This is a genomic window from Serratia proteamaculans (assembly GCF_004684015.1).
Taxonomy (GTDB): Bacteria; Pseudomonadota; Gammaproteobacteria; order Enterobacterales; family Enterobacteriaceae; genus Serratia; species Serratia proteamaculans_F.
In genome coordinates, this window is the sequence record NZ_SRIA01000016.1 from 174,261 (window position 1) to 199,315 (window position 25,055).

27 protein-coding genes are annotated in these 25,055 nt (G+C 54.6%); 13 read left to right on the forward strand and 14 right to left on the reverse strand.

What is annotated here, in order from left to right:
• Window positions 1-5: 5 nt before the first annotated feature.
• Window positions 6-1,163 carry an FAD-dependent urate hydroxylase HpxO gene (gene hpxO / locus E5C26_RS11825; RefSeq protein ID WP_135316472.1) on the reverse strand — a complete coding sequence of 386 codons (1,158 nt, stop codon included), beginning with the start codon at window positions 1,161-1,163 and terminating at the stop codon, window positions 6-8.
• 129 nt (window positions 1,164-1,292) lie between these two features.
• Entirely contained in the window at window positions 1,293-1,787 is a 495-nt protein-coding gene (locus tag E5C26_RS11830) for a DUF1003 domain-containing protein (protein WP_135316473.1), read from the reverse strand.
• A gap of 238 nt (window positions 1,788-2,025) precedes the next feature.
• Between E5C26_RS11830 and E5C26_RS11835 the strand changes: the two genes are divergently transcribed.
• From E5C26_RS11835 to E5C26_RS11845, 3 genes are read left to right on the forward strand one after another with little or no spacing between them, the layout of a single operon-like run.
• The gene (locus E5C26_RS11835) at window positions 2,026-4,233 is read left to right on the forward strand and encodes a xanthine dehydrogenase family protein molybdopterin-binding subunit (protein WP_135316474.1); all 2,208 of its coding nucleotides are present in this window, start codon (window positions 2,026-2,028) and stop codon (window positions 4,231-4,233) included.
• Window positions 4,234-4,246: 13 nt separating this feature from the next.
• Window positions 4,247-4,705, forward strand: coding sequence for a (2Fe-2S)-binding protein (locus E5C26_RS11840; RefSeq protein WP_135316475.1), 459 nt, complete (start codon window positions 4,247-4,249; stop codon window positions 4,703-4,705).
• An 11-nt stretch (window positions 4,706-4,716) separates the two neighbouring features.
• A complete protein-coding gene (locus E5C26_RS11845; RefSeq protein ID WP_135316476.1) occupies window positions 4,717-6,021 on the forward strand; it encodes a cytochrome c in 1,305 nt (434 codons plus the stop codon).
• A 37-nt stretch (window positions 6,022-6,058) separates the two neighbouring features.
• Here the strand turns inward: E5C26_RS11845 and E5C26_RS11850 are convergent, their stop codons facing one another.
• Both E5C26_RS11850 and E5C26_RS11855 read right to left on the reverse strand, forming a co-directional pair.
• A complete protein-coding gene (locus E5C26_RS11850) occupies window positions 6,059-7,228 on the reverse strand; it encodes a cupin domain-containing protein (RefSeq protein WP_135316477.1) in 1,170 nt (389 codons plus the stop codon).
• A gap of 344 nt (window positions 7,229-7,572) precedes the next feature.
• Window positions 7,573-8,484, reverse strand: coding sequence for a LysR family transcriptional regulator (locus E5C26_RS11855; protein WP_135316478.1), 912 nt, complete (start codon window positions 8,482-8,484; stop codon window positions 7,573-7,575).
• A 99-nt stretch (window positions 8,485-8,583) separates the two neighbouring features.
• Here E5C26_RS11855 and E5C26_RS11860 point away from each other — a divergent pair, with 99 nt between their 5' ends.
• Window positions 8,584-9,156, forward strand: a complete 573-nt coding sequence (locus tag E5C26_RS11860) for a chromate transporter (protein ID WP_135316479.1) — start codon at window positions 8,584-8,586, stop codon at window positions 9,154-9,156.
• Window positions 9,153-9,674 (forward strand): chromate transporter, encoded by a 522-nt coding sequence (locus E5C26_RS11865; RefSeq protein ID WP_135316480.1) that lies wholly within the window; start codon window positions 9,153-9,155, stop codon window positions 9,672-9,674. The genes E5C26_RS11860 and E5C26_RS11865 overlap by 4 nt, the downstream gene beginning before the upstream one ends.
• Before the next feature lie 40 nt (window positions 9,675-9,714).
• On the opposite strand, the gene E5C26_RS11870 is transcribed toward E5C26_RS11865, so the two are convergent.
• Window positions 9,715-10,074, reverse strand: coding sequence for an AprI/Inh family metalloprotease inhibitor (locus E5C26_RS11870; protein WP_135316481.1), 360 nt, complete (start codon window positions 10,072-10,074; stop codon window positions 9,715-9,717).
• 479 nt (window positions 10,075-10,553) lie between these two features.
• Between E5C26_RS11870 and E5C26_RS11880 the strand changes: the two genes are divergently transcribed.
• A complete protein-coding gene (locus E5C26_RS11880; protein ID WP_135316483.1) occupies window positions 10,554-11,276 on the forward strand; it encodes a 2-phosphosulfolactate phosphatase in 723 nt (240 codons plus the stop codon).
• On the opposite strand, the gene E5C26_RS11885 is transcribed toward E5C26_RS11880, so the two are convergent.
• Window positions 11,260-11,760, reverse strand: coding sequence for a GNAT family N-acetyltransferase (locus tag E5C26_RS11885; RefSeq protein WP_135316484.1), 501 nt, complete (start codon window positions 11,758-11,760; stop codon window positions 11,260-11,262). The two genes, E5C26_RS11880 and E5C26_RS11885, sit on opposite strands and share 17 nt — an antisense overlap.
• A gap of 28 nt (window positions 11,761-11,788) precedes the next feature.
• Window positions 11,789-12,796, reverse strand: a complete 1,008-nt coding sequence (locus E5C26_RS11890) for an alpha/beta fold hydrolase (RefSeq protein WP_135316485.1) — start codon at window positions 12,794-12,796, stop codon at window positions 11,789-11,791.
• A gap of 228 nt (window positions 12,797-13,024) precedes the next feature.
• Here E5C26_RS11890 and E5C26_RS11895 point away from each other — a divergent pair, with 228 nt between their 5' ends.
• On the forward strand, window positions 13,025-14,083 hold the full coding sequence (locus E5C26_RS11895) for a hypothetical protein (protein WP_135316486.1): 1,059 nt from the start codon (window positions 13,025-13,027) through the stop codon (window positions 14,081-14,083).
• Here the strand turns inward: E5C26_RS11895 and E5C26_RS24795 are convergent.
• Window positions 14,024-14,344 carry a hypothetical protein gene (locus tag E5C26_RS24795; protein ID WP_240775981.1) on the reverse strand — a complete coding sequence of 107 codons (321 nt, stop codon included), beginning with the start codon at window positions 14,342-14,344 and terminating at the stop codon, window positions 14,024-14,026. The genes E5C26_RS11895 and E5C26_RS24795 overlap by 60 nt on opposite strands.
• Window positions 14,345-14,473: 129 nt before the next feature.
• Window positions 14,474-15,349 (reverse strand): LysR family transcriptional regulator, encoded by an 876-nt coding sequence (locus E5C26_RS11905; RefSeq protein WP_135316487.1) that lies wholly within the window; start codon window positions 15,347-15,349, stop codon window positions 14,474-14,476.
• Window positions 15,350-15,475: 126 nt separating this feature from the next.
• Here E5C26_RS11905 and E5C26_RS11910 point away from each other — a divergent pair, with 126 nt between their 5' ends.
• The gene (locus E5C26_RS11910) at window positions 15,476-16,723 is read left to right on the forward strand and encodes an alpha/beta fold hydrolase (RefSeq protein ID WP_135316488.1); all 1,248 of its coding nucleotides are present in this window, start codon (window positions 15,476-15,478) and stop codon (window positions 16,721-16,723) included.
• Here the strand turns inward: E5C26_RS11910 and E5C26_RS11915 are convergent.
• Window positions 16,683-17,597 (reverse strand): DMT family transporter, encoded by a 915-nt coding sequence (locus tag E5C26_RS11915; RefSeq protein WP_135316489.1) that lies wholly within the window; start codon window positions 17,595-17,597, stop codon window positions 16,683-16,685. The genes E5C26_RS11910 and E5C26_RS11915 overlap by 41 nt on opposite strands.
• 179 nt (window positions 17,598-17,776) lie before the next feature.
• Here E5C26_RS11915 and E5C26_RS11920 point away from each other — a divergent pair, with 179 nt between their 5' ends.
• Both E5C26_RS11920 and E5C26_RS11925 read left to right on the forward strand, forming a co-directional pair.
• Window positions 17,777-18,646, forward strand: a complete 870-nt coding sequence (locus E5C26_RS11920; protein WP_135316490.1) for a helix-turn-helix domain-containing protein — start codon at window positions 17,777-17,779, stop codon at window positions 18,644-18,646.
• Between the two features lie 18 nt (window positions 18,647-18,664).
• Complete coding sequence (locus tag E5C26_RS11925; RefSeq protein WP_135316491.1) at window positions 18,665-19,102, forward strand: glyoxalase; 438 nt, start codon at window positions 18,665-18,667, stop codon at window positions 19,100-19,102.
• A 7-nt stretch (window positions 19,103-19,109) separates the two neighbouring features.
• Here E5C26_RS11925 and E5C26_RS11930 read toward each other — a convergent pair whose 3' ends face one another.
• From E5C26_RS11930 to E5C26_RS11940, 3 genes are all read right to left on the reverse strand, one after another.
• Complete coding sequence (locus E5C26_RS11930; RefSeq protein ID WP_135316492.1) at window positions 19,110-20,330, reverse strand: multidrug efflux MFS transporter; 1,221 nt, start codon at window positions 20,328-20,330, stop codon at window positions 19,110-19,112.
• 120 nt (window positions 20,331-20,450) lie between these two features.
• A complete protein-coding gene (locus E5C26_RS11935; protein ID WP_135316493.1) occupies window positions 20,451-20,783 on the reverse strand; it encodes a type II toxin-antitoxin system RelE/ParE family toxin in 333 nt (110 codons plus the stop codon).
• Between the two features lie 21 nt (window positions 20,784-20,804).
• The gene (locus E5C26_RS11940; protein ID WP_135316494.1) at window positions 20,805-21,038 is read right to left on the reverse strand and encodes a type II toxin-antitoxin system Phd/YefM family antitoxin; all 234 of its coding nucleotides are present in this window, start codon (window positions 21,036-21,038) and stop codon (window positions 20,805-20,807) included.
• A 131-nt stretch (window positions 21,039-21,169) separates the two neighbouring features.
• On the opposite strand from E5C26_RS11940, the gene E5C26_RS11945 reads away from it, so the two are divergent.
• The 3 genes from E5C26_RS11945 to ddpX all read left to right on the forward strand — a co-directional run bounded on the left by E5C26_RS11945 (window position 21,170) and on the right by ddpX (window position 23,734).
• Complete coding sequence (locus E5C26_RS11945; protein WP_135316495.1) at window positions 21,170-22,033, forward strand: GNAT family N-acetyltransferase; 864 nt, start codon at window positions 21,170-21,172, stop codon at window positions 22,031-22,033.
• Window positions 22,034-22,279: 246 nt separating this feature from the next.
• Entirely contained in the window at window positions 22,280-23,152 is an 873-nt protein-coding gene (locus E5C26_RS11950; RefSeq protein WP_135316496.1) for a MurR/RpiR family transcriptional regulator, read from the forward strand.
• 18 nt (window positions 23,153-23,170) lie between these two features.
• Window positions 23,171-23,734, forward strand: coding sequence for a D-alanyl-D-alanine dipeptidase (gene ddpX / locus E5C26_RS11955; protein ID WP_135316497.1), 564 nt, complete (start codon window positions 23,171-23,173; stop codon window positions 23,732-23,734).
• 87 nt (window positions 23,735-23,821) lie between these two features.
• Here ddpX and E5C26_RS11960 read toward each other — a convergent pair whose 3' ends face one another.
• Complete coding sequence (locus E5C26_RS11960) at window positions 23,822-24,952, reverse strand: RNA-guided endonuclease InsQ/TnpB family protein (protein ID WP_135316498.1); 1,131 nt, start codon at window positions 24,950-24,952, stop codon at window positions 23,822-23,824.
• Window positions 24,953-25,055 lie beyond the last annotated feature (103 nt).

Sequence of the window (25,055 nt, forward strand, 5' to 3'; positions counted from 1 at the left end):
CAGAGTCAGGCCAGCGGCCCGCCCATAATGGTTTCTTTCATGCCGGAGAGAATTCGCTCGCCGGTTTCGCTTTTCAGTTCCTCGTACCAGCCATGGGTGATCGCCATCTCTTTACCGTGGGTGACATCACAGCGCTTGCGCGCCTTCAGCACCAAATCTTTCACCCGATAGCTGCGTTTTTCCTGATAGCGCAACAGCGCGTCTTCTATGCCGAGCGAGTTGGTTTGCAGGGCAATCGCCAGCACTACCGCGTCCTCCATTGCCGCACAGCCGCCCTGGCCAATATCCGGCGTGGTGCTGTGCCCGGCGTCGCCCAGTAATGCCACGCGCCCACGCACCAGCTGTTCGAAAGGTTCGATATCGTGGATCTCAATGCGGTTGATGGTTTCGGGATCGAGTGCGGCAATCAGTTTTTGCACCGGTTCGGCCCAGCCGGCAAAGTAACGCTGCAGATCGGCTCGGGCGCTGCTGCGGTCTTCCGCCAGCCCAGTGGGCAGCGGGACATCGAAGAAAAAGTAGAAGCGGTTGTCGGAAACCGGCATCAACGACACCCGCTTGCCTTCACCCACAAAGGTCGTCCACTGATCGGCGGGGGCGATGGACTCATCAATGGTTACCAGCCCGTTCCAGTTGACATAACCGGCGTAGCGACGATCTACCCCGTGGCCCAGCACATAAGGGCGAATGGCGGAATGAGTGCCGTCGGCGGCGATCAGAAAATCACTGCTGGCCTGGCTGCCGTCTTCAAACCAGGCGGCCACGCCTTGCGGAGTTTCTTCAATGCCGCTGACGCGTTTGCCAAAGCGCACCCGGTCGCGGCCATAGGTGTCCAGCAGCATCGCCTGCAGTTCGGCACGGGCCACCGGGTAAGGCCTCTCGCCGACGCTGGCAATCAACGGATCCAGGCTAAAACGTGTCAGGGTCTGGCCGTGCAGATACTCCTGATAGGCCATGTAGTGCATTGGGCCGCCGAGCGCGCGCAGCGGTTCTTTCATTCCCAGATAATTAAGGCATTTGACGCCGTTGGGCCAGATGGAAATGGCGGCCCCGACCGGTTTGATTTCTTTGACCGCTTCAAAAACTTCGGTGTCGATACCGACACGCTGCAATGCGATGGCGGTACACAGACCGCCGATGCCGCCACCAATAATAATTGCTTTCATCTGCTTCTCCCTTATAGCCATGATCGGAAGAAGCAATTTCCATACCAGTCCGCAAACCGGGCGCTGATGCGGGTTCAGGCAGGCGCCTGATGCAATTTGGTGCAATCCATGACCCGTGACGAAGCAAATTCACGCGCGATCCCGGTTTGCCAACTGGATAGCCAGGCTTTCAATGCGCTCCGCCATTTGTTTGGTCAGGTTGGTTAATTCAGTGTTTTGTTTCAACAGTGCCAGCAATTGTTCAGACTGTTGCGCGGCAAGGGTTTGCCGTTGTGCCATTGCCTCATCCAAATCCTCACGATGCTGAGCATCGGTCAGTGCGTGCGCCTGATCGCGCTCGGCCTGACGGGTTTGCGCCAGCAGGATCAGTGGGGCGGCATAAGCGGCCTGCAAGCTGAAAGCCAGGTTCAACAGAATAAAAGGGTAAGGATCAAATTTGGTCAAGCCTGCCAGATTGAGATAGATCCAGACGGCCACCACTACTGTTTGCCCCACCAAAAACGTCGGTGTGCCGAAAAAGCGGGCAAAGGCTTCTGCCTTCAGGGCAAACCATTGGTCACCAAAGGTATGGGTTAGGCTTTTTAGCGGGCGATAAAAACGAAACTTTTTATTGGGTTGCGACATGACTTTCACACTCGTGAGGGTAATGAAGATATAGCTAATTTATAGCATGAGGGCTGAAATCCCCGCGCAGTACACAGCACAAATCCACCATAGAAAACCTCGCCTGAATACCAGATAGACAAAATAATGAACTACGCTAACTATTAGCCCGTCGCGCTGGTGTATGCAGACGGCGCGCATAAAAAGAATGATTTCGCCGCATTGATTAAGGTTGATCGGCATTTTGGAGCGATGAGCAATGAATCTACCCGAAGTCCCGCTTACCCGGCGGCGTTTTATCGTCGGCGCCAGTGCGTTGGTGATCGGTGCCTATCTGCCGTCCACCGGTGCGCTGGCCCGCGCAAACTCTGCCACCGCACCAGAGAACGCCCCTCATGAAGCCAATGCTTTTGTGCAGATTGACGCAGAAGGCATTGTCACCGTTATCAGTAAACACACCGAGGTGGGCCAGGGGGTGTATACCGGCATGGCGACGTTGGTCGCCGAAGAGCTGGACGCCGATTGGTCGCAGGTGCGGGTGATTGCCGCGCCGGTTGATACCAACGTCTATAAAAACCTGTCGTTCGGTTTCCAGGGCACCGGGGGTTCCAGTTCGGTGGCCAATGCCTATGAGCAGATGCGCCGCATGGGGGCGATGGCGCGTGCGATGCTGGTTCAGGCTGCTGCGCAAAGCTGGAAAACCTCGGCGCAGGAAATTACCGTGCAGGCGGGTAAAATCCGCCATGCCGCCAGTGGGCGAGAAGCGGGTTTCGGCGAGTTTGCCGTGTTGGCCAGTCAGCTGCCGCCGCCCGATCCCGCCACCCTGACACTGAAAGATCCCACCAATTTTACGCTGATCGGTAAGGCCAGCGGCCTGCACCGGGTCGATTCACAGGCAAAGACCAACGGTTCGGCGCAATTCACTCAGGACATTCATGAGCCGGATATGCTGACCGTGACCATCAAAAAGCCGCCGCGTTTCGGCGGCAAGGTGGCGTCGTTTGATGCCAGCCGGGCGCTGGCGGTGCCGGGTGTGGTGGCGGTGAAGCAGACCGATACCGGCGTGGCGGTATACGCCAAAAATACCTGGGCGGCGATCCAGGGACGTGAAAAATTACAGGTGGAGTGGGACGACTCGCAGGCTGAGCGGCGTAACACCGAGCAAATTTTCACCGAGTTTCGCCAGGTGGCGCAAAAGCCCGGTGTGGTGGCGAAAAGTCACGGCCAGCCGGACGAGGTTTTTGATAAAGCCGACAAAGTGATCGAAGCGGAATACACCTTCCCGTATGTGGCCCATGCGCCGATGGAGCCGTTGGACGGCTACCTGTTCTGGGACGGTGAAAGCGTCAAGGCGCGTTATGGCTGCCAGATCCAGACCCTCGACCATAAGCAACTGTGTGACCTGTTCCAGTTGCCGCCGGAGAAGGTAGAAATTGAAACCATTTTAGCCGGTGGCAGCTTTGGTCGCCGTATCGATCTGGGCAACCCGAAGCTGGGGCCGGACCTGGCCGCAGACATGGCAGCGGCAGCCAAGGCCATCGGTCCTGGCCACGGGGTAAAGGTGGTGTGGACGCGCGAAGACGATATCCGTAACGGCTGGTATCGCCCGATGATCCTGCACCGGCTGCGCGGGGCGATCCGCGGCGGCAAGGTGGTGGGCTGGAGCGATACCGTCGTCGGTCACTCCTGGACGCTCAACAGTGCGATGACCGCGCTGGTGGTTAACGGCCTCGACCAGATGATGGTCGAAGGTGCCAGCGAAGTCCCTTATACCTTTGAAAGTTTCCGCTGTGACGCCCATATCGTGCCGGGCAAGGTGCCCACCACTTCACTGAGGTCGGTAGCCAGTACCCACACCGGCCACGCGGTGGAAAGCTTTATCGACCAACTGTTGCAGGAAACCGGGCAGGATCCGGTAGAAGGGCGATTGGCCCTGATGGGGGATGCGCCGCGTGAGGCCGGCGTATTACGGGCGGTGGCGAAAGCCGCTAACTGGCAGGGCGTGAAGGTGGTGGATGGCCGGGCACGGGGTGTTGGCGTCGCCAAGGCGTTTAATACCCGGGTGGCGCAGATCGCCGAGGTATCGATCGGCGAAGGGGGCATTCCACGGGTGCACAAGGTGTGGTGTGCGGTGGACTGCGGTGTGGCGGTCAATCCGGATGTGATCCGCGCGCAGATTGAAGGGGGTATCGGCTACGGGCTGAGCATCGCCCTGTACGGCAACATTACGCTAAAAGACGGGGTGGTTGAGCAGTCCAACTTCAACAATTTCCGTCCGCTGCGTATCGATGAAATGCCGGAAATAGAGGTGATTATCGTACCTTCCACCGAGGCCCCGACCGGCGTGGGTGAACTGGGTGTGCCGACCATTGCTCCGGCGGTCGGTAATGCTCTGGCGCTGCTCGGGCGCCCGCGCAGCTCACTGAGCCTGCCTTTACACCGTCCCAACAGTGACGCCAGCGTCTGACAAGGAGAACAGCATGATAACTTTAACCGTGAACGACCAACCGCTGACGTTTGATGGCGACCCGCATATGCCGTTGCTGTGGTTCCTGCGTGATGAAGCCGGGCTGACCGGCACCAAATTTGGCTGCGGTATCGCCATGTGCGGTGCTTGTACCGTCCATCTGGATGGCGTGCCGGTGCGTTCTTGCATGACGCCGGTCTCTGCCGCCGAGGGCAAGAAAATCACCACCATTGAAGCGATTGGCGAGACGCCGGCGGGTAAGGCGGTGCAGGCGGCCTGGGTCAATCTGGACGTGGTGCAATGCGGCTACTGCCAGTCCGGCCAGATCATGAGCGCCAGCGCACTGCTGGCCCAGAGCAAAGATCCGAGCGATGCAGATATCGACGCGGCGATGAGTGGCAACGTTTGCCGCTGCGCTACCTACGTGCGCATTCGCGCCGCCATCCACCAGGCCGCCAAGGCGTTGGATTAAGGGAGAAACCCATGAGCAACGCCCTGAGATGGCTGTTATGGCTGATTGTCGCAATAGTGGTGGTCGCGGGAGGTTACGCGCTCTATACCCTGTTGCGTCCGGTCGGCCCGGAGCCTGCTGCCCCTATCGCCGGTGCGCCGGCAAGCATTAGCGACAAACTGGCACGTGGCGAATATTTAACCCGTGCCGCCGACTGTGTGGCTTGCCACACGGCACCTGGCGGTAAACCTTTCGCCGGGGGTTTTGCCTTTAAACTGCCATTCGGTACCATTTACGGCACCAACATTACCGCCGATCCGGAAACCGGTATCGGTGGCTGGAGTGACGATCAGTTTGTGCAAGCGGTGCGTGAGGGCGTCGGCCCACAGGGCAACCTGTACCCGGCGATGCCTTATACTTCCTACACGGCGTTAAGCCGCGACGACGTGCTGGCGATCAAGGCCTATCTGTTCAGCCTGCCGCCGGTGAAGCAGGCCAATCCTGAAAACGGCCTGTCGTTCCCGTTTAACCAGCGCTGGGGCATGAAGTTCTGGAATTTGGCATTCTTCACTGAAAAACGCTTCGAGCCGAACCTCAACCAGGATGAGCAGTGGAACCGCGGGGCTTATCTGGCGACCGCGCTGGGTCACTGCAGCGAATGCCATACCCCGCGCAATTTGGGCTTTGGCATTAATCAGAGCAAAAACCTCAGCGGTGAAGTGATCCAGGGTTGGTTCGCCGGCAATATTACCCCGGACCCGCACACCGGCATTGGTAGCTGGAGCGAGCAGCAACTGTCGCAATATCTGGCCACCGGCCATGCGGAAGGGCGCAGCAGTGCTTCCGGGCCGATGGCGGAAGCGGTGGAAAACAGCCTGCAATACCTGACACCGGAGGACAATCAGGCGCTGGTGAAATATCTGCGTAATATCGACCCCATCGCCACCGACAGTGCCAGCACGGTGAACCAGCAACCGAAAGGCGCAGCCTCGTCCAGCGCAGTCTTGCCGGGCGGGCAGGAAGATTCACTCGGCCGCAGGTTGTTCGCCGGGGACTGTAGCGGTTGTCACCAGTGGAATGGTGTGGGGCGGCAGAGCAAATATGCTTCCCTGGTTGGCAGCACCGCGGTTAACGATCCACAGGGCCGTAGCGTGGTGCAGGCCATCCTCAAAGGTACGCGTATCAGCATTGGTGAGCAGCACGAGATTATGCCGGACTTCGGCGCCCAATATTCGGACGAAGAAGTGGCCGCCGTAGCCAACTACGTGGTGGGCCAGTTTGGTGAGAAACAAGGCAAGGTGACCGCCAAACAGGTGGCGGAGCAGCGTAAGCAGTAACCCTTGGCGAGGGGGTAACACCCCCTCGCTATACCCATCAACTTCTGCGACGGGACATCACCAGTTTATCCTTGGGACGATTCTGCCAGTCGGCAATCTGATTATTGAAGTTATCCGCCAACAGATAGGCCGGGGTTTTCGCCAACCAGTCAGACAGTGAAATATCCTGGTAAATACCGTTGTCCAGTACGATTAACACCTTGAGATCCTCATCACCCATATTCTCAATGTAATGACCAAACCCCTGCGGGACATAACCGACGTCTGTCGGTGCATATTCTGATGTCTGCGCATGGCCGTGTGAACTGAATACCGTCATGCGACCCTTTCCGGAAATATAGTATTGCCACTCATTGGCGTTGGGATGCCAGTGCAATTCCCGCACGGCACCGGGTTTGACGATTTCGATAATGCCGGTCATGGTGGTTGAAATAGGGAATTCTTTTGACGATACCAAGTGAACGCTGCCTGCATCATTTTCAAAAAACGGTTTTTGTTTCATTAATTCATAACGGTGGGCCAGCGGGGCATTATTCAAGCCGCCATCATTGCTGGGCAGGGGCAGAGCCGGGGGGACTGCACCACCGACAATATAGGCCTCACCCTGTTTGGCTTTGGAAAATACCGATGCCGGCATATTGACGCTTTTTTCCAACACTTCTTTGGGCATGTGCGCCACCCAGTCGGTAATGCTGAAAGTACCAAACTCGGAAAAATGGCCGTTATCAAAGGTCAACACAAAGTGCGCGCCGTCGTCCAGCGCCTGGATCGAGTGCCCGTAGCCTTTGGGGAAATACCAAACGTCCCCGGCGGCGAAGTCCGCCACTTCGCACTTTCCCTCCGGGTCGATGATGGTGATACGGGCATGGCCTTCCAGCATAAATGCCCATTCGGCGGCAATGGCGTGCCAATGCAGCTCGCGTACGCCGCCCGGCTCCAGGGTCATATCCACCCCGGCAACGCCTTCCGAAATCGGGAATTGTTCGACGGTAGCCTCTCTGGCCCACCCGCTGGGCAGACTGCGTTTTTTGCTGTTGGCAAAGACATATTTATAAAGGTTTTGTGCATCGGCGGTGGGTTGGAAAGTAGTGGGCGGGACAATATTGCGATGTTCGTCGGCGCTGGCGGATTTAATCATGCTGCCCATTACGCTGGCGGCTGCGGCGCTGACCGCAGAGGCTTTTAATATATCACGACGCGATAACATATAGCTTTCTCCAATATATAGAAAACCTGTCGCAAGGACGGCAGGATTTATCTGTTTATTTTATTGGCTATAGGGAGGTTATTGCCGCACTGAAAATGTTTGGCGACGGTTAAATCATAGTGGCTAACGTTTCCTTTGCTGGGAATAATATATTTATTTATGTTACTAATTGAGTGTGGTTGTAATTATTAATTTTACTTTCAAATAATAATCTTTCGGTATCACTTAATTTATGGCTTTGTGTAAATAAACCCTAAACGGATTTTATTTACTTCCAGAGCCATTTTTTCATTAGTGCTATTTTGACCGGTTAATTAATTTGTCTCTGGCCGTATGTCTCTGGGCTACTGTTCACTGACCGCTTCGGTCACCAAATCGCGAAAGCGTGTGATGATGGCCGATGTTCGGTTGTTGCGCAGCGCCAGATAAAGCGGCGCGCTGAGCTGGGCATGCTCGCCAATCGCCCGGTAGACAATGCCGTCGCCTCCCAATCGCCGCATCGAGGCAGGCACGATGGACAGCCCCAAACCGGCACCGACCAAACTGAGGGTGGCGGGCAGGCGCGGGGCTTCCTGAACCACGCGTGGGCTGAAACCAGCACGGTGGCAGGCCGCCAGAATGGCGTCGTATAGACCCTGACCCGCAGGCCGACGATAAAGGATAAAGGCTTCATGGGTTAATGCCTCCAGCGGCAGAGGCTGCTCACTGTTGACGGCCAGAGGGTGGCCGACAGGCAGGGCGACCAACATCGATTCACGCAGCACCGGTTCAATCGTCAACCCGGGAATGCCGCCCACCGGTGAGCGCACAAAGGCCACGTCAAGGCGCTCATCCACCAATGCCTCCAATAGCTCACCGCTGCCGGCCTCTTCCAACTGGGTGGTAATGCCCGGGAGGATCTCGCGGTAGCGGCGCAGCAAATTGGGCACAAACGGGTGCAGAGCAGCCGAACTGGTGAAGCCGATGGCAATATGCCCTTGTTCACCCCGTGCGGCACGGTGCACCGCCTCGGTCAGATGCTCTGCCCGCGCCAACAGAGCACGGGCTTCATTAAACAGTACATTGCCGGCTTCGGTGACGCGCACGCCGCGTGGCAGGCGCTGCAACAGTTTTACCCCCAGCTCATCTTCCAGTCCCTGCAACAGACGGGTTAACGGCGGCTGCTGAATAAACAGTCGTTCGGCGGCGCGGGTAATATTGCCTTCTTCTACTACGATAACAAACGCCCGCAGGCGACGAAGTTCGATCATATCCATACCTCAAAGGTATCTTTGTTACTTATGAAATGCATTAGACAGCATGACATGGCGACGCGCATCATACCAGCCATCATAAAAAGCAATGTGGAAGCGGCAATGTCTGAATCTGATGCAGTAAAAAACAGCCAACTAGCGTCCCCTCCAGGCAAGGGTGAGCTATTTTTGGGTTTTCTGATGCTGGGGCTGATCGGTTTTGGCGGCGTGCTGCCGCTGGCACGTAACATGCTGGTGGAAGATCGTCGCTGGTTGAGCGGTGAACAGTTCACCGAACTGCTGGGCCTGTGTCAGTTTTTGCCGGGCGGCAATGTGATCAACCTTTCGGTGGCGGTGGGCATGGAGTTTCGCGGGGTACGCGGTGCCTTGTGCGCGCTGCTGGGGCTGATCAGCGCGCCAACGGCGATTGTGGTGGGATTGGGCATGGTCTACGCCCGCTTCCAGAATGATGCTCATGTGCAGCACGTGTTTGCCGGGCTGGCCGCGGCGGCGGCCGGTTTGCTGTTGTCCACCGGGATAAAAATGCTGTTACCGCTGCGCGGTAAATGGCTGTCGCTGGCGATTGTGGCGCTAAGCCTGATCGCCATTGCCTGGCTGCGTTTGCCGTTATTACCGACCATGCTGGTACTGGCCCCCTTGAGCATTCTGTTGCTGTGGTGGAGGAGCCCATCATGATCGCCATTTTGATCTCACTGGCATTAATTTTCACCGAATTGTCGCTACTGGCGTTCGGTGGCGGCATGACCATTCTGCCGGAGATGCAGCGGCAGGTGGTGGAGGTTCATCACTGGATGAGCGCGCAGGAGTTCAGTGCGCTGTTCGCCATGGCACAGGCCGCACCGGGGCCGAATATGATGATCGTACCGCTGATTGGCTGGCACGTGGCCGGTTGGGCCGGGCTGCTGGTCTCTTCGGTTGCCAAGTTCGGCCCATCGTCAATCGTCACCCTGCTGGTGATGGGGGCCTGGCGACGCTTCAAGGACAAACCCTGGCGGCGCAGAGTGCAGAGCGGCCTGGTACCGGTGACCGTCGGTTTGGTCGCGGCGAGTGGGGTGCTGATCGCCGAAGCTTCCGCGCCAAGCTGGCCGTTGGCAGCAATTATTTTGCTGGCCACGGTCGTGAGCATGAGCAAGCGTATTCATCCGCTGTGGGTTTTGGCGGGCGGTGCGTTAATGGGATTGTTGGTGGCGTGACGACAGGTTTTTTACGCTGCCGTCATGCCAAAAAAGCCGGTTACTGGCGTGGCGTCAGCGTAAAGCGCGGCTTGCCGTTATGATTCATCACTTCGTAGTGTTTGGGGGCGGTCAGCGCCAAAAATGCCACCATGCCCCCGTCGGCGTTGGTCAGCGTCATGCCGTCCGGCGTTGGGCGCCAGGCGACCGGCAATTCGGCCAGGGCCAGCGGCTGCAGACATTGGGCAGAGGCGGTAAAACGGTAGGCGTTGGTGCCTTCGATCAATTCATCGCTTAACTCAACCTCGCAGGCGGCGGTTTTGCCTTCGGCATCGTTTAACTGCCAATGCCCTTTCAAAGCTGAAGGAGCCAGCAGGGGCAGTGAACTGGCGAAGGTCGTGCTGCTTAACATAAGACTCATAACAACTCCTGTCAGGGCAACGTGCCGTACTGCGCGCAAAGAGAGAAATCTCGACATCGGCCACTCCTTACTGAAATCCGTTAATACCATAGCACGATCACCGGTATTGGGCCGCGAAGGCTAAGCGATTTTAAAGCTCATTTATACTGAGCTTTCGTGATGGGTTAAAAGGGTTACCTATGTGAGCGACTTGTTCTCACATTCACCCCGATTTTACCTGTTGGTTGGGTGATTGGGCGCAGCATGCAGCGCCCCTACCATAAACAGCAGAACTGGTTGTTAACCGCCTCAAGGGGCCATTTTGTCTTTTCAGACTGCTGACAAAGCCTGTTATTAGGGAGAGCGTGCCGATGGGGTCGTAGCGGCTTGTCCGCCGGAGCGCCCCACGGTACGCTAGGCCCGGGTATCTCGGGTTAAAAGACCACTTTGTCATCAAGCTCAAAGGGCCATTTGGCTCTTTCTTTTCAATGGAGTCGTAGATGGGTTATTTCTCGCAATCTCAGTTCGATATCCGTCTTGAATGGGGGGAAAACGCCATAGAACAAATGGCTGGCGATGTTGACTGTGTGATCATTGTTGATGTGATGTCTTTTTCAACCTGTGTCAGCATTGCTGTCGGAAAAGGGGCCAGGGTTTACCCTTATCCCTGGAAAGATGATACCGCGACAGAGTACGGCAATAACTTAGGGGCTGTTACAGCCAACACTAGCCGTCGTTTTGAGGGCGAGGGATACTCACTTTCACCGGTTTCGCTGGTTGATATCCCTCCTGAAACCAAACTGGTACTTCCGTCGCCCAATGGTTCAGCGTTGGCTTTTAAGGCCAGGGACTCCGGATGTGCTGTGTTCTGTGGCAGTTTGAGAAACCTTGAGGCGACTGCCATCGCCTGCGCGGCATATCACCGTATTTTGGTGGTTCCCTGTGGCGAAAAATGGCCGGATGGCAGTTTGCGGCCGGCACTTGAAGACTGGCTAACGGCGGGCGCGATAATTTCCCGCCTGCCAAAGCGAAATCTGTCACCGGAGGCGCAGGCTGCAGCAGCGACTTTTCAGGCATTACCTGCGACTGCATTACGCCAGAGCAGTTCAGCCTGTGAGTTGATTGAACGTGGGTTTGCCGCCGACGTTGATCTCTGTCTGACAACCGATGTCGACGATAAGGCCTGCTGGTTGCACAACGATCACTTTACCGGCGAAAAATAAGCACCATAAGCATTTCGTCGAGATAGCCCTGTTCGGTTTTCAACGCACGAGGCTCCACGCCATAAGGTTCGAAACCGAACCGCTTATAGAGACTGATTGCGGCATTGTTGTCTGCCACAACGGTAAGCAGTATCTGCTCAACCTGGTTGGAGCCATGGTCAATAACCGCTTTTAGCAGCGCATTGGCGATCCCCTGGCCTCTGAATTCGGGTTCAACAAATACCCCGGTCAGCGAAGCCTTATGCGCATCTTTAATGCCCTCGGCCTGCTTGAATACCATGACCCCAACGATCCTGCCGTCTGAATAGGCGCCGAATACGGCACAACGGGTGAGCCTGTCCGCAAAAAATTGTAGCGTTTTCTCAACTTCAAGCGCGTAAAAGGAGCCGAACATTTCGGGGGATTTTTTTAAGGCGGCAAGCCGAATAACCCGGAAATCCTCCACGTCTTCTGCCTGGAGCCGGCGAATTTTAATATCAAGCATTGATGGTTTCCTGTCTTGTATCGAATCGTTATGGTCGCAATGCCTTAATCAGCGCCTGATTAAACTGCGCGGGCTCCTCCATTTGCGGCGCATGGCCCAGCCCCGGAAACTCGATCAGACGGGCGTGCGGGATCAATTTAGCCACCTGTTTGCCCAGCAGATTGTAATGACCGAGCTTGGCTTTGATCGCTGGCGGAGCAATGTCGCTGCCGATGGCGGTGGTGTCGGCGGTACCAATCATCAGCGTGGTGGGTGTTTGCAGATCCTTGAACTCGTAGTACACCGGCTGGGTGAAAATCATGTCGTAAATCAACGCTGAATTCCAGGCCACCAGCCGATGGCCCGGCCCGTTGTTCAGCCCGGCGAGCATATCAACCCAGCGGTCGTACTCGGGTTTCCAGCGGCCGACATAGTAGGTATTCAACTCATATTGGCGAATTCCGGCAGCGGAAGTTTTCAGTTCACGCTCAAGCCATTGATCGACGCTGCGCCACGGCACGCCCTTGGCCTTCCAGTCTTCCAGCCCAATCGGGTTTACCATCACCAGTTGTTCTACGGCTTGCGGATACATCAGGCTGTAACGCGTGGCCAACATGCCGCCGGTGGAGTGGCCGACGATCGTCGCTTTACTGATTTTCAGGTTATTGAGCAATGCATGGGTGTTTTGCGCCAACTGCTGGAAGCTGTATTGGTAATGTTGCGGTTTGGTCGAGCTGCAGAAACCGATTTGATCCGGTGCGATCACCCGGTAGCCGGCTTTGCTCAAGGCCTTAATACTGTCCTGCCAGGTGGCGGCACAGAAATTTTTGCCATGCATCAGCACCACCGTGTGGCCATTGGCATTGCCTTCTGGCGTCACATCCATATACCCCATACTTAACGTCTGCCCCTGAGAGGTGAAGCTAAATTGCTGCAAGGGGTAAGGGTAGTGAAAACCCTGCAGTTCCTGACCGTATTTTGGCGTTTCGGTAGCGGCGCTAGCGGCAAAGGCGGTGAGGGCGACGGATAACAGCCAACCACGGGAAAATCTCAGCATTCTGATGTCCTTATGAATAATCGACAAGGTCTGAGTATAGTTGCATTACATTACATTGGCTTTCAGAATGGAAACAGGCGCATCAAGCCGGTATATTATCTTTGATATGGGGAGATAGCATCAGGTTGCTAGGATAAAGCGAGCTTTGAGTTACGACTTTATAGTTTTACTAAAAATCATGCATTAAGATTATCTTTATTTTTCCACCTACAAGGCAAAGGATTAATTGTGGCGATTTATCGAGTAAATGACAATGAAATTATCGCGGTCGAGCGTACAACGTTTGATCGACTGGGCGTGCGGGAAAGGCAGGATTTACAATCTATGTTGAAAAGAAAAATCCAGGTTCTTTCGCCCAATATTATGGTTGTGGCTGAGGAGTTTGGAGAATGGGAAGACAGCCGGCGTCGAATAGATCTGCTCGGTATAGACAAAAGTGCAAACTTGGTTGTCATTGAATTGAAACGCACTGAGGATGGTGGGCATATGGAATTACAGGCGCTTCGCTATGCCGCCATGATTTCCACTATTACTTTTGATAAATTGGTCAATATTTTCGCGAAATATCTACAAGATAATGATAGTGATAAAGAACCTCGCCAAACGCTGTTGGATTTTCTCGAATGGGAGAGTCCTGATGAAGATGAGTTTGCTCAAGAGGTAAAAATTATTCTGGCATCAGCTGAGTTTTCAAAAGAACTTACTACGACCGTCATCTGGCTAAATGATTATGGGTTGGATATTCGTTGCGTAAGAATGCGTCCATATTTAAATGATGACCAAGTTTTAATTGACATTCAAACGGTCATACCAATACCGGAGGCTGCGGATTATCAAATTAAAATTCGTGAAAAGAAACAAAAAGAGCGCGAGGCTAGAACGTTAAACCGTGACATCACTAAATATGATCTAACAATCGGTGATGTTACATTTTCTGCACTGAGTAAACGTTGGTTGGTTTTCCATACTGTTAAAGCAGTTTTTAGTAGTGGTGTTACACCGGCAGAAATTATGGCCCTTGTTCCAGAAAGAGGTGAGCGATTATTTGAAGTTCTGGATGGGGAGCTGAAGTCTGATGAAGTATGCATACGAATCTCTGGAGAGGACAGTAATACCACCGTTCCCCGGGCCAAGCGATTTTTTACACGGGATGAAGAGTTATTCTATTGGCAAGGGAAAACGTTCGCATTGAGTAATCAATGGGGTGTAGGTACGGTTGATAGTATGTCAACATTGGCTAGTCACTTCCCACACCTGAAAATTGCTATAAGTACTGCCGAAGCATAAAAGGATTGCCATTATAGTCACGGCAGTCTTAAGACTAATATTATGCCAGCCCTTAGTACAGAACTCGTGCAGGGTTTTAGCGACAAAGGTCATTTCCTGCGGTGTGCCGAGCGAGATGCGATACCAGGCATCCGTCGGTGGGAAGGCGCGCTCAATCAATACACCGGCTTGCTTCATGTGCTGCTGGAACTCTTTCAGCGGCACGCTGAGCTGGTGAAAAACAAAACTGCCTTCGGCGGACGGCAGATAGGGAATTTTCAACGCTATTAATGCATCCAGCAGGATCTGGCATGAAGTGTCGTTATTTAATGTATTGATTTTAATAGGTTAAAATTAGCTAGTGCACAATAGTACACCAGCGTAAGTCAATAATTGCAAAGTGACACGCTTTTACTTATGCCATTCAGCGTCTTCTTTTCTAAAAATATCCTGCAAAAATTCGCTTATTGCTCGAACGCGCGCCGAGGCACGGACGTCGGCATGCGCAACCAGCCACAATTCTTCTGTAAATACATCCTTAGGTATTTGCGTTTGAACCAGTCGATCATCATTCCTCACCATAAAGCAGGGTAAGACGGCTAAACCGATACCCATTTTGGCTGCTGCATATTGTGTCGCGACACTGTTAGTGGTTAATACCGGATCCTGGTTATGTCCATGCTTTTCCATCCACTGTGCGGCGGGTAGATGTGCATAGGTTTTATCCCAGCAGATGAAGCGCCTTTCCTCGGGCGAGTACCGGGTAAGGTAATCCTGATTGGCATACACCGCAGAGGCCATATTCCCCAGTTTTTGGATCACTAAATTGCCATGTTCGGGGCGCACAAGACGCAAAGCCAAATCGGCCTGATAGCGCGGTAGATCAACCATTCCGATACCGGTGATCAACTCCAGCCGTAACCTGGGATAGCGTGCGGCCAATAACGGTAGAGCAGGAATGATAATCCGGGTGGCTATAGTTTCGGCAGTTGCCAGTCGGACAACGCCAGCAACGGTAGCGTCCAGGCTGGATGAGCCCTTTTCCAGTTCAAAGATCCGCACTTCAACCTGTTCGGCTCGTGCCAGAACGTCGTGCCCATTGTCCGTCAGATAATAGCCCGTGGCATGGCGTACAAATAACGCAGTACCAAGGCTTTCCTCCAGTGCTGCAACCCGCCTCGCGACTGTGGATTGGCTGACACCCAGCTTTTGTGCTGCACCGGTCAGGCTGGCGTGCCTTGCGACACAAAGGAAATAACGCAGATCGTTCCAATCCATATTTTTCATTTTTAGAAAACCAATTGGTGGTTATTTCTATAGTTATGCAAAAAAAGAAAGCCAATAATAAAACCCAGACGTGGATTGATCGAGCCTTTAATGGCGAGTCTTTTTATTTTGCAAAAGGAGTATCACATGACAAACCTTACCTCAGCCAATATCGGGGTTGTGCAGCGCTATATCAGCGCATTTGGGAAAGGGGATGTTGATGGGGCGTTGCGACTGATGACCGACGATGTGGTGTGGCATGTTGACGGTGTCACCCAGGTTTCAACCGTTGGATTACTCAAAGGGTGTGAATGTGTGCGCGAGTGGCTCCAGTCATTCCCTGAGCGTTTTCAACCGCGGGTGTTCCGGTTGGATAACTGGTTGGCGTCGAATGATAGCGTCATGGTGAGCGGATATTTCCGCCACCATGTGATTTCTACCGGTCACAGTGTAGGCAGCGATTTTATGCTTTATTTCCGGATCCGTGATGGTTTGATAGCACGTTATCAGATTTTCGAAGACTCAGCGTTGTTGGCGCGCGCTTTTGATTCTACCCACGATTGGGAACGGCAGAGGATCCGCCTCAATAACACCGAGTACGCCTATTCGGATCGTGGGGAGGGACCCGTGCTTATTTTTGCCCATGGTCTGTTTGTCGATCGCGATATTTTTGCCGAGCAGGTTGCCGTGCTTGAAAGGCATTATCGCTGCATTGTCCTTGATATGCCGGGCCACGGGGAAAGCCGTTTTAATCATCTGGGGTGGTCGCTGGATGATATTGCAGAAGATTTAGCGTTAATGATTAACGAGCTTTCCCTTGGCCCGGTGATATTCATTGGGCAAAGCCAGGGAGGGATGGTTGGGATCCGCTTGGCTGCACGGCATCAGCAACTGTTGTCCGGGTTGATATTGATTGGGACCAGTGCGCGTGAGGAATTCCCGCAACGCAAGGCTGATTGGGTACGTTTAAAGACGACCTTGCAGGGTAGCGATGAAGATTGTGAGGCTGCCTTCCTGAATGTGCAGCAACAGGTTAATGCTCCCGATTGGCAACTCAATCATCCGCAGGCTATAGCGAGCGCGCGGGCGGTGATGCTACGACACGATCGCAAAGGTTTAACACTCGCGATTGATGCTGCGGTGATTACGCGTACAGATTCCCGCGCCCTGTTGCCATTGATATCTGCCCCTACACTGGTTATTTGCGGGACGCAAGATCTTGCCACGCCACCGGAGCTTAGTGAAGAGATAGTGGCCGGTATTACTCATGCCAGTTTATTAATGATGGATGGCGTAGGGCATCATCCTCCATTGGAGGCCGCCAGCGAACTGGCGGTCGCCATGGAGCATTTTATTAGGGTAACGTTGTCACCCGGCGTCGCCATGAAGCCGTGAACCGGCCCGGTTTGGCGAACATCACCAAATTACCCAGCAGGATCAGACACAGGCCAATCACCGCATTCAGGTGCCATTGATAGCCTTCATAGATTGTCGAAATGCTCAGCGCCACCAGTGGGAACAATAGGGTGCTATAGGCCGCTGCACCGGCACCAATACGGCCCAGCAGGCTGAAATAGGCGGCGAAGGCGATCACCGAACCGAAAATCGCCAGGTACAGCAGCGAACCGATATAACGGCTGCTGAATTCAATTTGAAACGACGCGCCCTGGGCCAGGGCGATCAGCGCCATCAGGACTGCGCCGTAGCTCATGGCATAGGTGTTGGTGGACAGAATATCCAGCCCGCGCCGCTGGTGCCGGGAACTGATCATATTGCCCAGTGAAAAACCGAAAGTCCCGAGCGTGCTCAACCCAATGCCTTTCAACAGCTCCGGGGCCAGTTGCGTGGCGACCAGATCTTGCCAGAACAGGGCGACGATCCCGGTGATACCCAGCACCGCCGCCGGCAGCAGGTTTGGGCTGGGGCGTTGCCGGAAGAAAATCATCCCGTTGACCGCGTTGAACAGCACCGCCATTGAGAAAATCACCGATTCCAGCCCACTGCTGATATAGGCCGCAGCATGGTAGAAGCAATAGAAGTTAAACCCGAACACGCAGCAGCCTTGCAGGAGGCAAAACAGATGGTCGCCCAGAGCAATGCGGCGCAGGCGACGTGCCAGTAGCAGAATGACCAACATCACCAGCGCGGCGACCACAAAGCGGTAACTGATGGATACGGGTATGGCCACCGGCCCTTCCTGTTGCAGGGTAATCGCAATCCAGGTAGTGCCCCAAATCAGCACCACGGCAAGATACAGCAGCGTGTTCATAATAAACTCCGGCAGAAAATAGAGAGAGGCAGTATCCGCTGCTGTACACCAGCGTGCTTTCAGTGCTTTGCGTACAATTGCATATTCTTGCGCTTTTTTTGGCAAAAGCGCGGACTGACGGCTGGTGTGGTGCTGCGCCACTCTCTACACTGGATGGATGGGTGAAAAGGGGGGCGGCGATGTCCGGCTACAAGGCGTTTGAAACACTGCGGGAACATAAAGCGCGGTTGCACAACAGCGTGCGGCTGGGTTCCGGCGTGGAACTGGCCGCCTGGTCCAACTGCAACGATCGTATTACCCAGGAAAGCGCCAATCACCATACTCTGAGTCTGTATGTTGCCGACGGCTATGAGTGTTATCAAAAAGTCCCAGGTGGCTGGAAGAATGGCGGCGGGCCGGATCGCTTTTGTATTATGCCGCGTCAGTATGAATCTACCTGGGACGTACGCAGCGATCTGTCTTTCGTGCACCTCTACTGCACCGATCGGCATTTGCGTCAGGTGGCAGAGCAAACCTGGGATCGCAGCCCGGCGGCGATTAATCTCGAACAATGCGCCTTTGGTGAAGACCCGCAGATCACACTGCTGTATCGCCAGTTTTTACTTAACTGCAACTGGCAGGAGCGCAGCAACCAACTGGCACTCAGCAGTGCCACAACCCTGCTGATGTCGCACCTGATCCAGCGCTACAGCCAACTGCAATGGGCGTTGCCGCAGGTCCGCGGCGGGCTGGCTCCAGCGGTCGCCAGACGGGTGAAAGAATATATTGAGCAGCATCTAGACCAGCCATTGTTGCTGGCAGACCTGGCGGCGCAGGCGGGACTGAGTGAATTCCATTTTGCTCGCATGTTCAAACATGACACCGGCCTGGCACCACACCAGTTTGTGATGCGTGCGCGGTTGCAACTGGCGGAAAAACTGCTGTGTCACAGCCTGCTACCACTGACGCAGATTGCGCTGGAGTGCGGTTTTAGCTCCTCCAGCCATTTCAGCAACCGCTTCAAGGCGGCCTATGGATTTGCCCCAACGCAAATGCGTCAGGGACGTTGATAGCCAACAGGAGAGAACATGGAACAGCAGTTCGCAGGACTGGGCGTGTTGTTTATCGCCGGATTTGGGCCGATTACCCGGCAGACGGAACACAGCAAGGCGTTCTACGCTGACGCGTTGGGGCTGCCGCTGAAGCCGATGGACGGCAATGCCGATTATTTGCTGACTGAGCATGGCGTACTGGAGGGGGTTAAACACTTCGCCCTGTGGCCGTTGGCGCAGGCTGCGCAGTCCTGCTTTGGCAGCGATCAATGGCCGGCCGATTTGCCGGTACCACAGGCCTGGATGGAGTTTGACGTTGCCGATATGGCACTGGCAACTCAGGGATTGATTGATCGCGGTTATCGTTTGCTGGTAGCCAACCGTGCAGAACCCTGGGGTCAGAGCGTCACCCGCTTGCTCAGCCCGGAAGGCCTGCTGATTGGCGTGACCTTTACCCCCTGGTTGCGTGACTAACCGTTGATCAACGTTCTCCCTCTCCGCCGGAGGGGGATGACTTTGCTTCGACCTTGTTAAACTGGCTGCGCAGTTGCAGGCAGTTAATCAGCACCAGCACCGCCGTGACCACAAACACCCAGCGAAAGCCCAGCACCGCCGAAACACCAGAGCCAATCAGCGGACCCACTACGTTACCGAGATACATAAACGACTGGTTATAGCCGAAGATGCGCCCGGTGACCTGATCGGAAGAGTACTTCAGCAGCAATGTCTGCACGGCAGGCATCAAGGCACCATCGGCAAACCCCAACAGAAAGCGCAATATTCCCAACTGGAGCGGCGTTTCCACCCAGGCCATGATGGCAAATAACACCGTAGTCAATCCCAATGCGGCCAACAAAATACGTGCGGTGCCGATACGGTCGCCAAGCCGGCCGAGGCGCGGGGCGGACATTAACGCGGCCACGCCAGGAACGGCGGCGATCATGCCGCTAATAAAGGCAATATTGCCGCTATTCCCGGATAAATCCTTGATAAACAGCGTCAGTATCGGACTGATCGATGAGTTGGCCAATTGTATCATCAGGGTGCTGACAAACAGGGTCACAATCAACGCCGGATAGGGCAGCGAACGGAATACCGCTTTACCGCTTAACCGGTCTGCCTTTTTGACCTCGATGTGGCGTTCTTTTATCAGGAACAGGGTAATCAGGAAGCTGACAAACATCAGCACGGCGGTGACGAAGAACACCACGCGCAGCCCCAGATGGTCGGCCATCAGCCCCCCCAGCAGTGGGCCAACGATCACCCCGGTCACCGGACCGGTAGACAGAGTACCCAAAGCCCAGCCGCTTTTCTCTCGCGGCACCTGCGAGGCGACCAGCGCCATGGCATTGGGGATATAGCCGGAGGTCAGCCCCATCAGCGCGCGCAACGCAAACAGCTGATAAACGTTGGTGACCATACCCTGCAGCGCAATCACGACGGCCATGCCCAACGAAGCACGCAGCAGCATTAGCTTGCGGCCCTTGCGGTCTGCCAGGCTACCCCACAGCGGTGATACCAGCGCCGAGACCAAAAACGTGCCACTGAACACCAGACCGGACCAGATACTCAGTGACTGGTGGCCGCTGACGCCAAGTTGTTCGACATACAAAGGCAGAAAAGGCAGGATTTGGCTCATCGCCAGCCCGGTAAAGAAACAGCCGAGCCAGACCGAGATCAGATTGAGTTTCCACGCTTCCATCAGCTTGTCGTACCACTTTGAATTGGGAGGGATTTATTGAGCAGAGTAATAATAACACCGGTTATCAGAGGCTGCTGGGCGAAATCGGTGAATAAAAGAAAAATCTGCCGGGCGGTGGGCTTAGGGGGCTATCAGTCGATTAAACAACAGCTGCTGGATATCCTGCTTTTGTGCAAGAAAAGCGTGCACGGTAATCAGAGAATCTTCGAGTGAATAGATGACGCGGTAGCCGTTTGGCGTATTACATTCACGGTATTTATCGCAGCCAATCTTTAAAAGTTCAGGGCAAATCTGACAACCGACGGAGAACTGACTGACCCTTGCTTCAAACGCGTTGATGATGTCATCCACGATAGGCATCGGAGGGACATTATTAGCTTTAAGATGACGGATAATCTCGACCAGGGTGCCTTTTGCCGTTGCGGTATACTCAATACCAGGCTGTTCCTTCATACGACATCTCCTTTGCCCGCATTAGTTATCTATATCAGCCAGTAACTGGTCGCGGGAATAAACTTTGCCTTCCTTTTTGTCTTTTTCAGACAGCGTTAGCAATTTAAGCAGGGCAATAGCATCATCCCGTTGCTTGCGCTCTTCATAAGACTCGATCACATAAGCCGGTGTGCCATTTTGCGTCACCAGAATGGGCTCAGATAAATCGAGTGCGGCGGCGTGTTTCTTTACGTAGCTTATAGTTTCAACTTTCATGCAGGTGTCCTCGCAGGTCGAATGTGTCAAATTTAGTTCATATTCAGACCATAAGCAATGCGCCAGACAGAAGCGAATCTGCTACTTTGTGCCAGGGCGATTTTCGCCGCTAAATGAATCAGGAGATAAAGGTGCCCCAGGAAAAGCAGACAATTAGCCTGCGCCCAATGCTTGAAACGGATCTTCCGGCCACGTTCGGACTGTCACAGCAGGCGCAGTGGCCCCATCGGCGGGAAGATTGGCAACTGGCGTGGTCATTGGGGGCCGGTGTGATAGCCGAGGCCGAAGGTAAGGTGGTGGGCTGTGCGCTGCGTTGGCTGTGGGGTGAACAGCGTGCCACGCTGGGGTTGGTGATTGTTGCCGAGCAGCACCGCGGGCAAGGCATCGCCAGGGCGGTGATGCAGAGACTGATGACACCATTGGGGGATTATCAGCTTCACCTGGTGGCCAGCGATCAAGGCAAACCGCTATATCGGCAGTTGGGGTTTATCGATAATGGACTCTTGGCGCAACATCAATGCCGGGAGCTGCCAATGCGCAACGCCGAGCCTTTGCCGCCAGGTTTAACCCTGCGCCCGGCATCGCCAGCGGATATTGCCTTACTGACTGAATTGGATTATGCCGCCAGTGGCCTGCAACGTCAGCCGTTGTGGGTGGCATTGCTGGCAAATGCCGGGCAGGCGTTGGTGCTGGAACGACAGGGTATTGCTGTGGGTTTTGCCCTGCGACGGCGTTTTGGTTATGGCAGCGTGATCGGCCCGGTAGTTGCCCCTGAACTTGCCGACGCGGTTATCCTGATTGATGCCTTGTGTCAGCCTTGCAGCGGCCAGTTCGTGCGGGTGGATACACCGCTGGACACCGGTCTTGGCGAATGGTTGATTGGGCGGGGATTACCCTGTGTTGATACGCCCACCATCATGGTTCGTGACACACCTCATAGCCCGGATTGTCATCTTGCACGGACTTTTGCACTGGTTTCGCAAGCGTGGTCATAGAATTGAAATTAAAGGTTCACGGCGGTGCATTGCCAGATGCATTGCCCAAATGTTGTGCAATAGTTATCAACTGATGACTATGTTGTAACCGCAGGCGCTGCCGTTCCTGCGGCGCCATACGCCGCCACGCGATAATTTTTCCCCAGCAGTTCGCCATTGGCACGGGCCATGCATTGTCATCATCAGTCTTTGTTACCTGAGTAACAGAGGGTGGCGTGATGACAACTCAACAACAGTGGGCGAACTATGGCTGAACACCCAGATGTAATCGCACAAATAGAAGCGTCATTTGCGGTACAGACCCCAACCGGGAAACGTATCGCCGGATATCTGCTGGCCAATTTGGCGCAGGTGCCGTTTGAAACGGCAGACAGCATCGCCCGCAGCACCGCCACCAGTGGCATATCGGTGGGGCGTTATCTGCGCAGCCTGGGTTATCGCAATCTTGACGATTTGAAACGCACGCTGCGTGAACAGGGAACCGCGCTGTATCAGCCCTGGGGGGTGACCGATCGTCTGGGCGCTTACCGCCAACGGCGCGCACAGCCACAGCCGCAAAAACTGCGCCAGTCGTTAACACTGGAGCTGGAGGCGATCGAGCATGTTTATCAATTAGCCAGCGGTGATGCCTTTGCCCAGGTCAGCCGACAGTTGGCACAGGCGGAAGCGGTGTTTGTGGTTGGTATTCAGTCCACGCGCGGCATCGCCAACGCTTTCTACAGCCATCTGGAATATCTGCGGCCCAAAGTCTATTACGCCGACGGGCTGTCCGGCACCTATGTGGAATCACTCAATTCGGAATTCAGCGTGCCTTATTTGGTGCTGACCGATACCCGCGCCTATTCCACTATTGCCCAAAAATACTGCCAGGCCGCCTGTGCCCGTGGGCTGCGATTGGCGTTGATCACCGATATTTACTGTCCGTGGGCAAGGGATTACCCGATTGACCTGCTGCAGGTGAAAACCGACACCGGCCAGTTTTGGGATTCGCTGGCGCCATTCAGTTGTCTGTTCAATCTGCTGCTGTCTTCGGTGCTGGAACAAGGCGGCGCGGCGGTGGAGCAACGACTGGCCAATAACCGCATGCTGCAAAAAGAGCTGGGGCAATTCGAATCTTAATCACTATGGGAAAACGCAATGAGTGACAATGTAACGTTAATCGACCTGGCCGAAGCCTTTCCCGAGCTGCCGATCGACTTGAAATATGCTAGCGCCGACAACCTGACCGGCCGGGCGATTTATCTTGAGAGCCTCTGCCTGCTGCATCCCGACGCGGTGCAGGGGTTACGGCGCTGTTTGCTGGCGGCGAGGCTGGCCGGTTTCTCCCTGCAGGTGTTCGACGCTTATCGGCCACAGCAGGCACAGGCGCTGCTGTGGCAGGCCTGTCCGGATCCGCAATATGTCACCAGCACGCTTACCGGTTCGCACCACAGTCGGGGCGTGGCGATCGACGTGACGCTGTTGGACGCCGGCGGCATGGCACTGGATATGGGGACCGCTTTTGATGAGATGAGCGAAAGATCCCACCCGTTCTACCTTGATTTCCCCCCGGAGGTACAACGCAACCGGCTACTGCTGAATGCGGTAATGGCCGCCGGAGGTTTTCGCGCTATCGCCAGCGAATGGTGGCATTTCGAACTGCCCAACGCTGGTGAGTATCCGCTGTTGGCCGATCGCTTCGGCTGTTTTTCTTACGATTAAAACAACACACATTCAACGCATCAGGAGCTTTGTTTTTGACTGCTCCCCGCCCTGAAGGATGGGGATTCCCACTTCAACGAGCCGAACCTAAGCCGCGTAATGCGACTCAGGATTTACAGGTTCTCCGTGGGCTAACACTGCCAGCCCGGCAGCTTTGATATTTCTGGCCGCGTTAATGTCACGATCATGGGCTACTCCGCACTCAGAGCAAGTCCATTTACGAACATCAAGGGACATTTTTTTCATGGTGAAGCCGCAACAGCTACAGCGTTTGGAGGAAGGAAAATACCGGTCGGTAGCGACAACGCTACGGCCTGCCCATTCTCCTTTGTACTGTAGCTGGCGAACAAGTTCGCTCCACCCTGCGTCAGCTATCGCTTTAGATAGCTTCGGGTTGCGGATCATGTTTTTCACCTTGAGGGATTCGACGCAAACAACTTGGTTTTCGTTGATCAGTTTGCGGGACAACTTGTGCAAGTTATCCCTCCGGCAATCGGCGATTTTCGCGTGGAGTCGAGCGACCTTTAAACGGGCTTTGGCGCGATTCTTTGAGCCTTTGGCCTTTTTTCTTAAACGGCGCTGGAGTAGCGCCAGGCGTGCCGCGTATTTAGCCGTGTGGCGAGGATTGTCGGACTTGAATCCGCTATCGGTGACGAACAAATCTTTTAAGCCCACATCAATGCCGACTGTTTTAGCACTAATCGGCAGTGATACCGGTTCAAACTCGCAAAGGCAGGACACAAAAAATCGTCCTGCAGCGTCTCTGGAAAGGGTAATGGTTGACGGCATAGAGGGTAATTCACGGCTCCAGCGGATGTTTAACGGCACTTTGCTCTTTGCCATGTACAAATTGCCGTCACGATATTTGAACGCGCTGGAGGTCAATTCTGCGGTCTGCTTATGGCGCTTGCGTTTGAATGCGGGATACGCAGCACGACCCGCGAAAAAGTTCGTAAAAGCAGATTGTTGGTGGCGCAGAGACTGCTGCAGGGGGACGCAGGAAACCTCGTTAAGCCACGTGTATTCAGGCTTTTTTTTAAGAGCCGTAAGGCGAGCGTTAGCCTGCAGATAACCGATTTTTTCCTTTCGCTCGTCGTACGCATCGGTGCGCCAGCGGAGGATTGAATTGTAGACGAAACGCACACAGCCGAATGTCTGAGCTAAAAGCGCAGACTGTTGAGGTGTTGGGTAAAACCGGTATTTATATGCCCGCTTCATGTACCACACTTTAAAGGAGAATATGTGAAATGCAAAATAACGTTAGCCTGAAAACCGCCCCCTTTCCTCCCCGGCCTGAAGGCCAAGATTTCCCGGAGATATT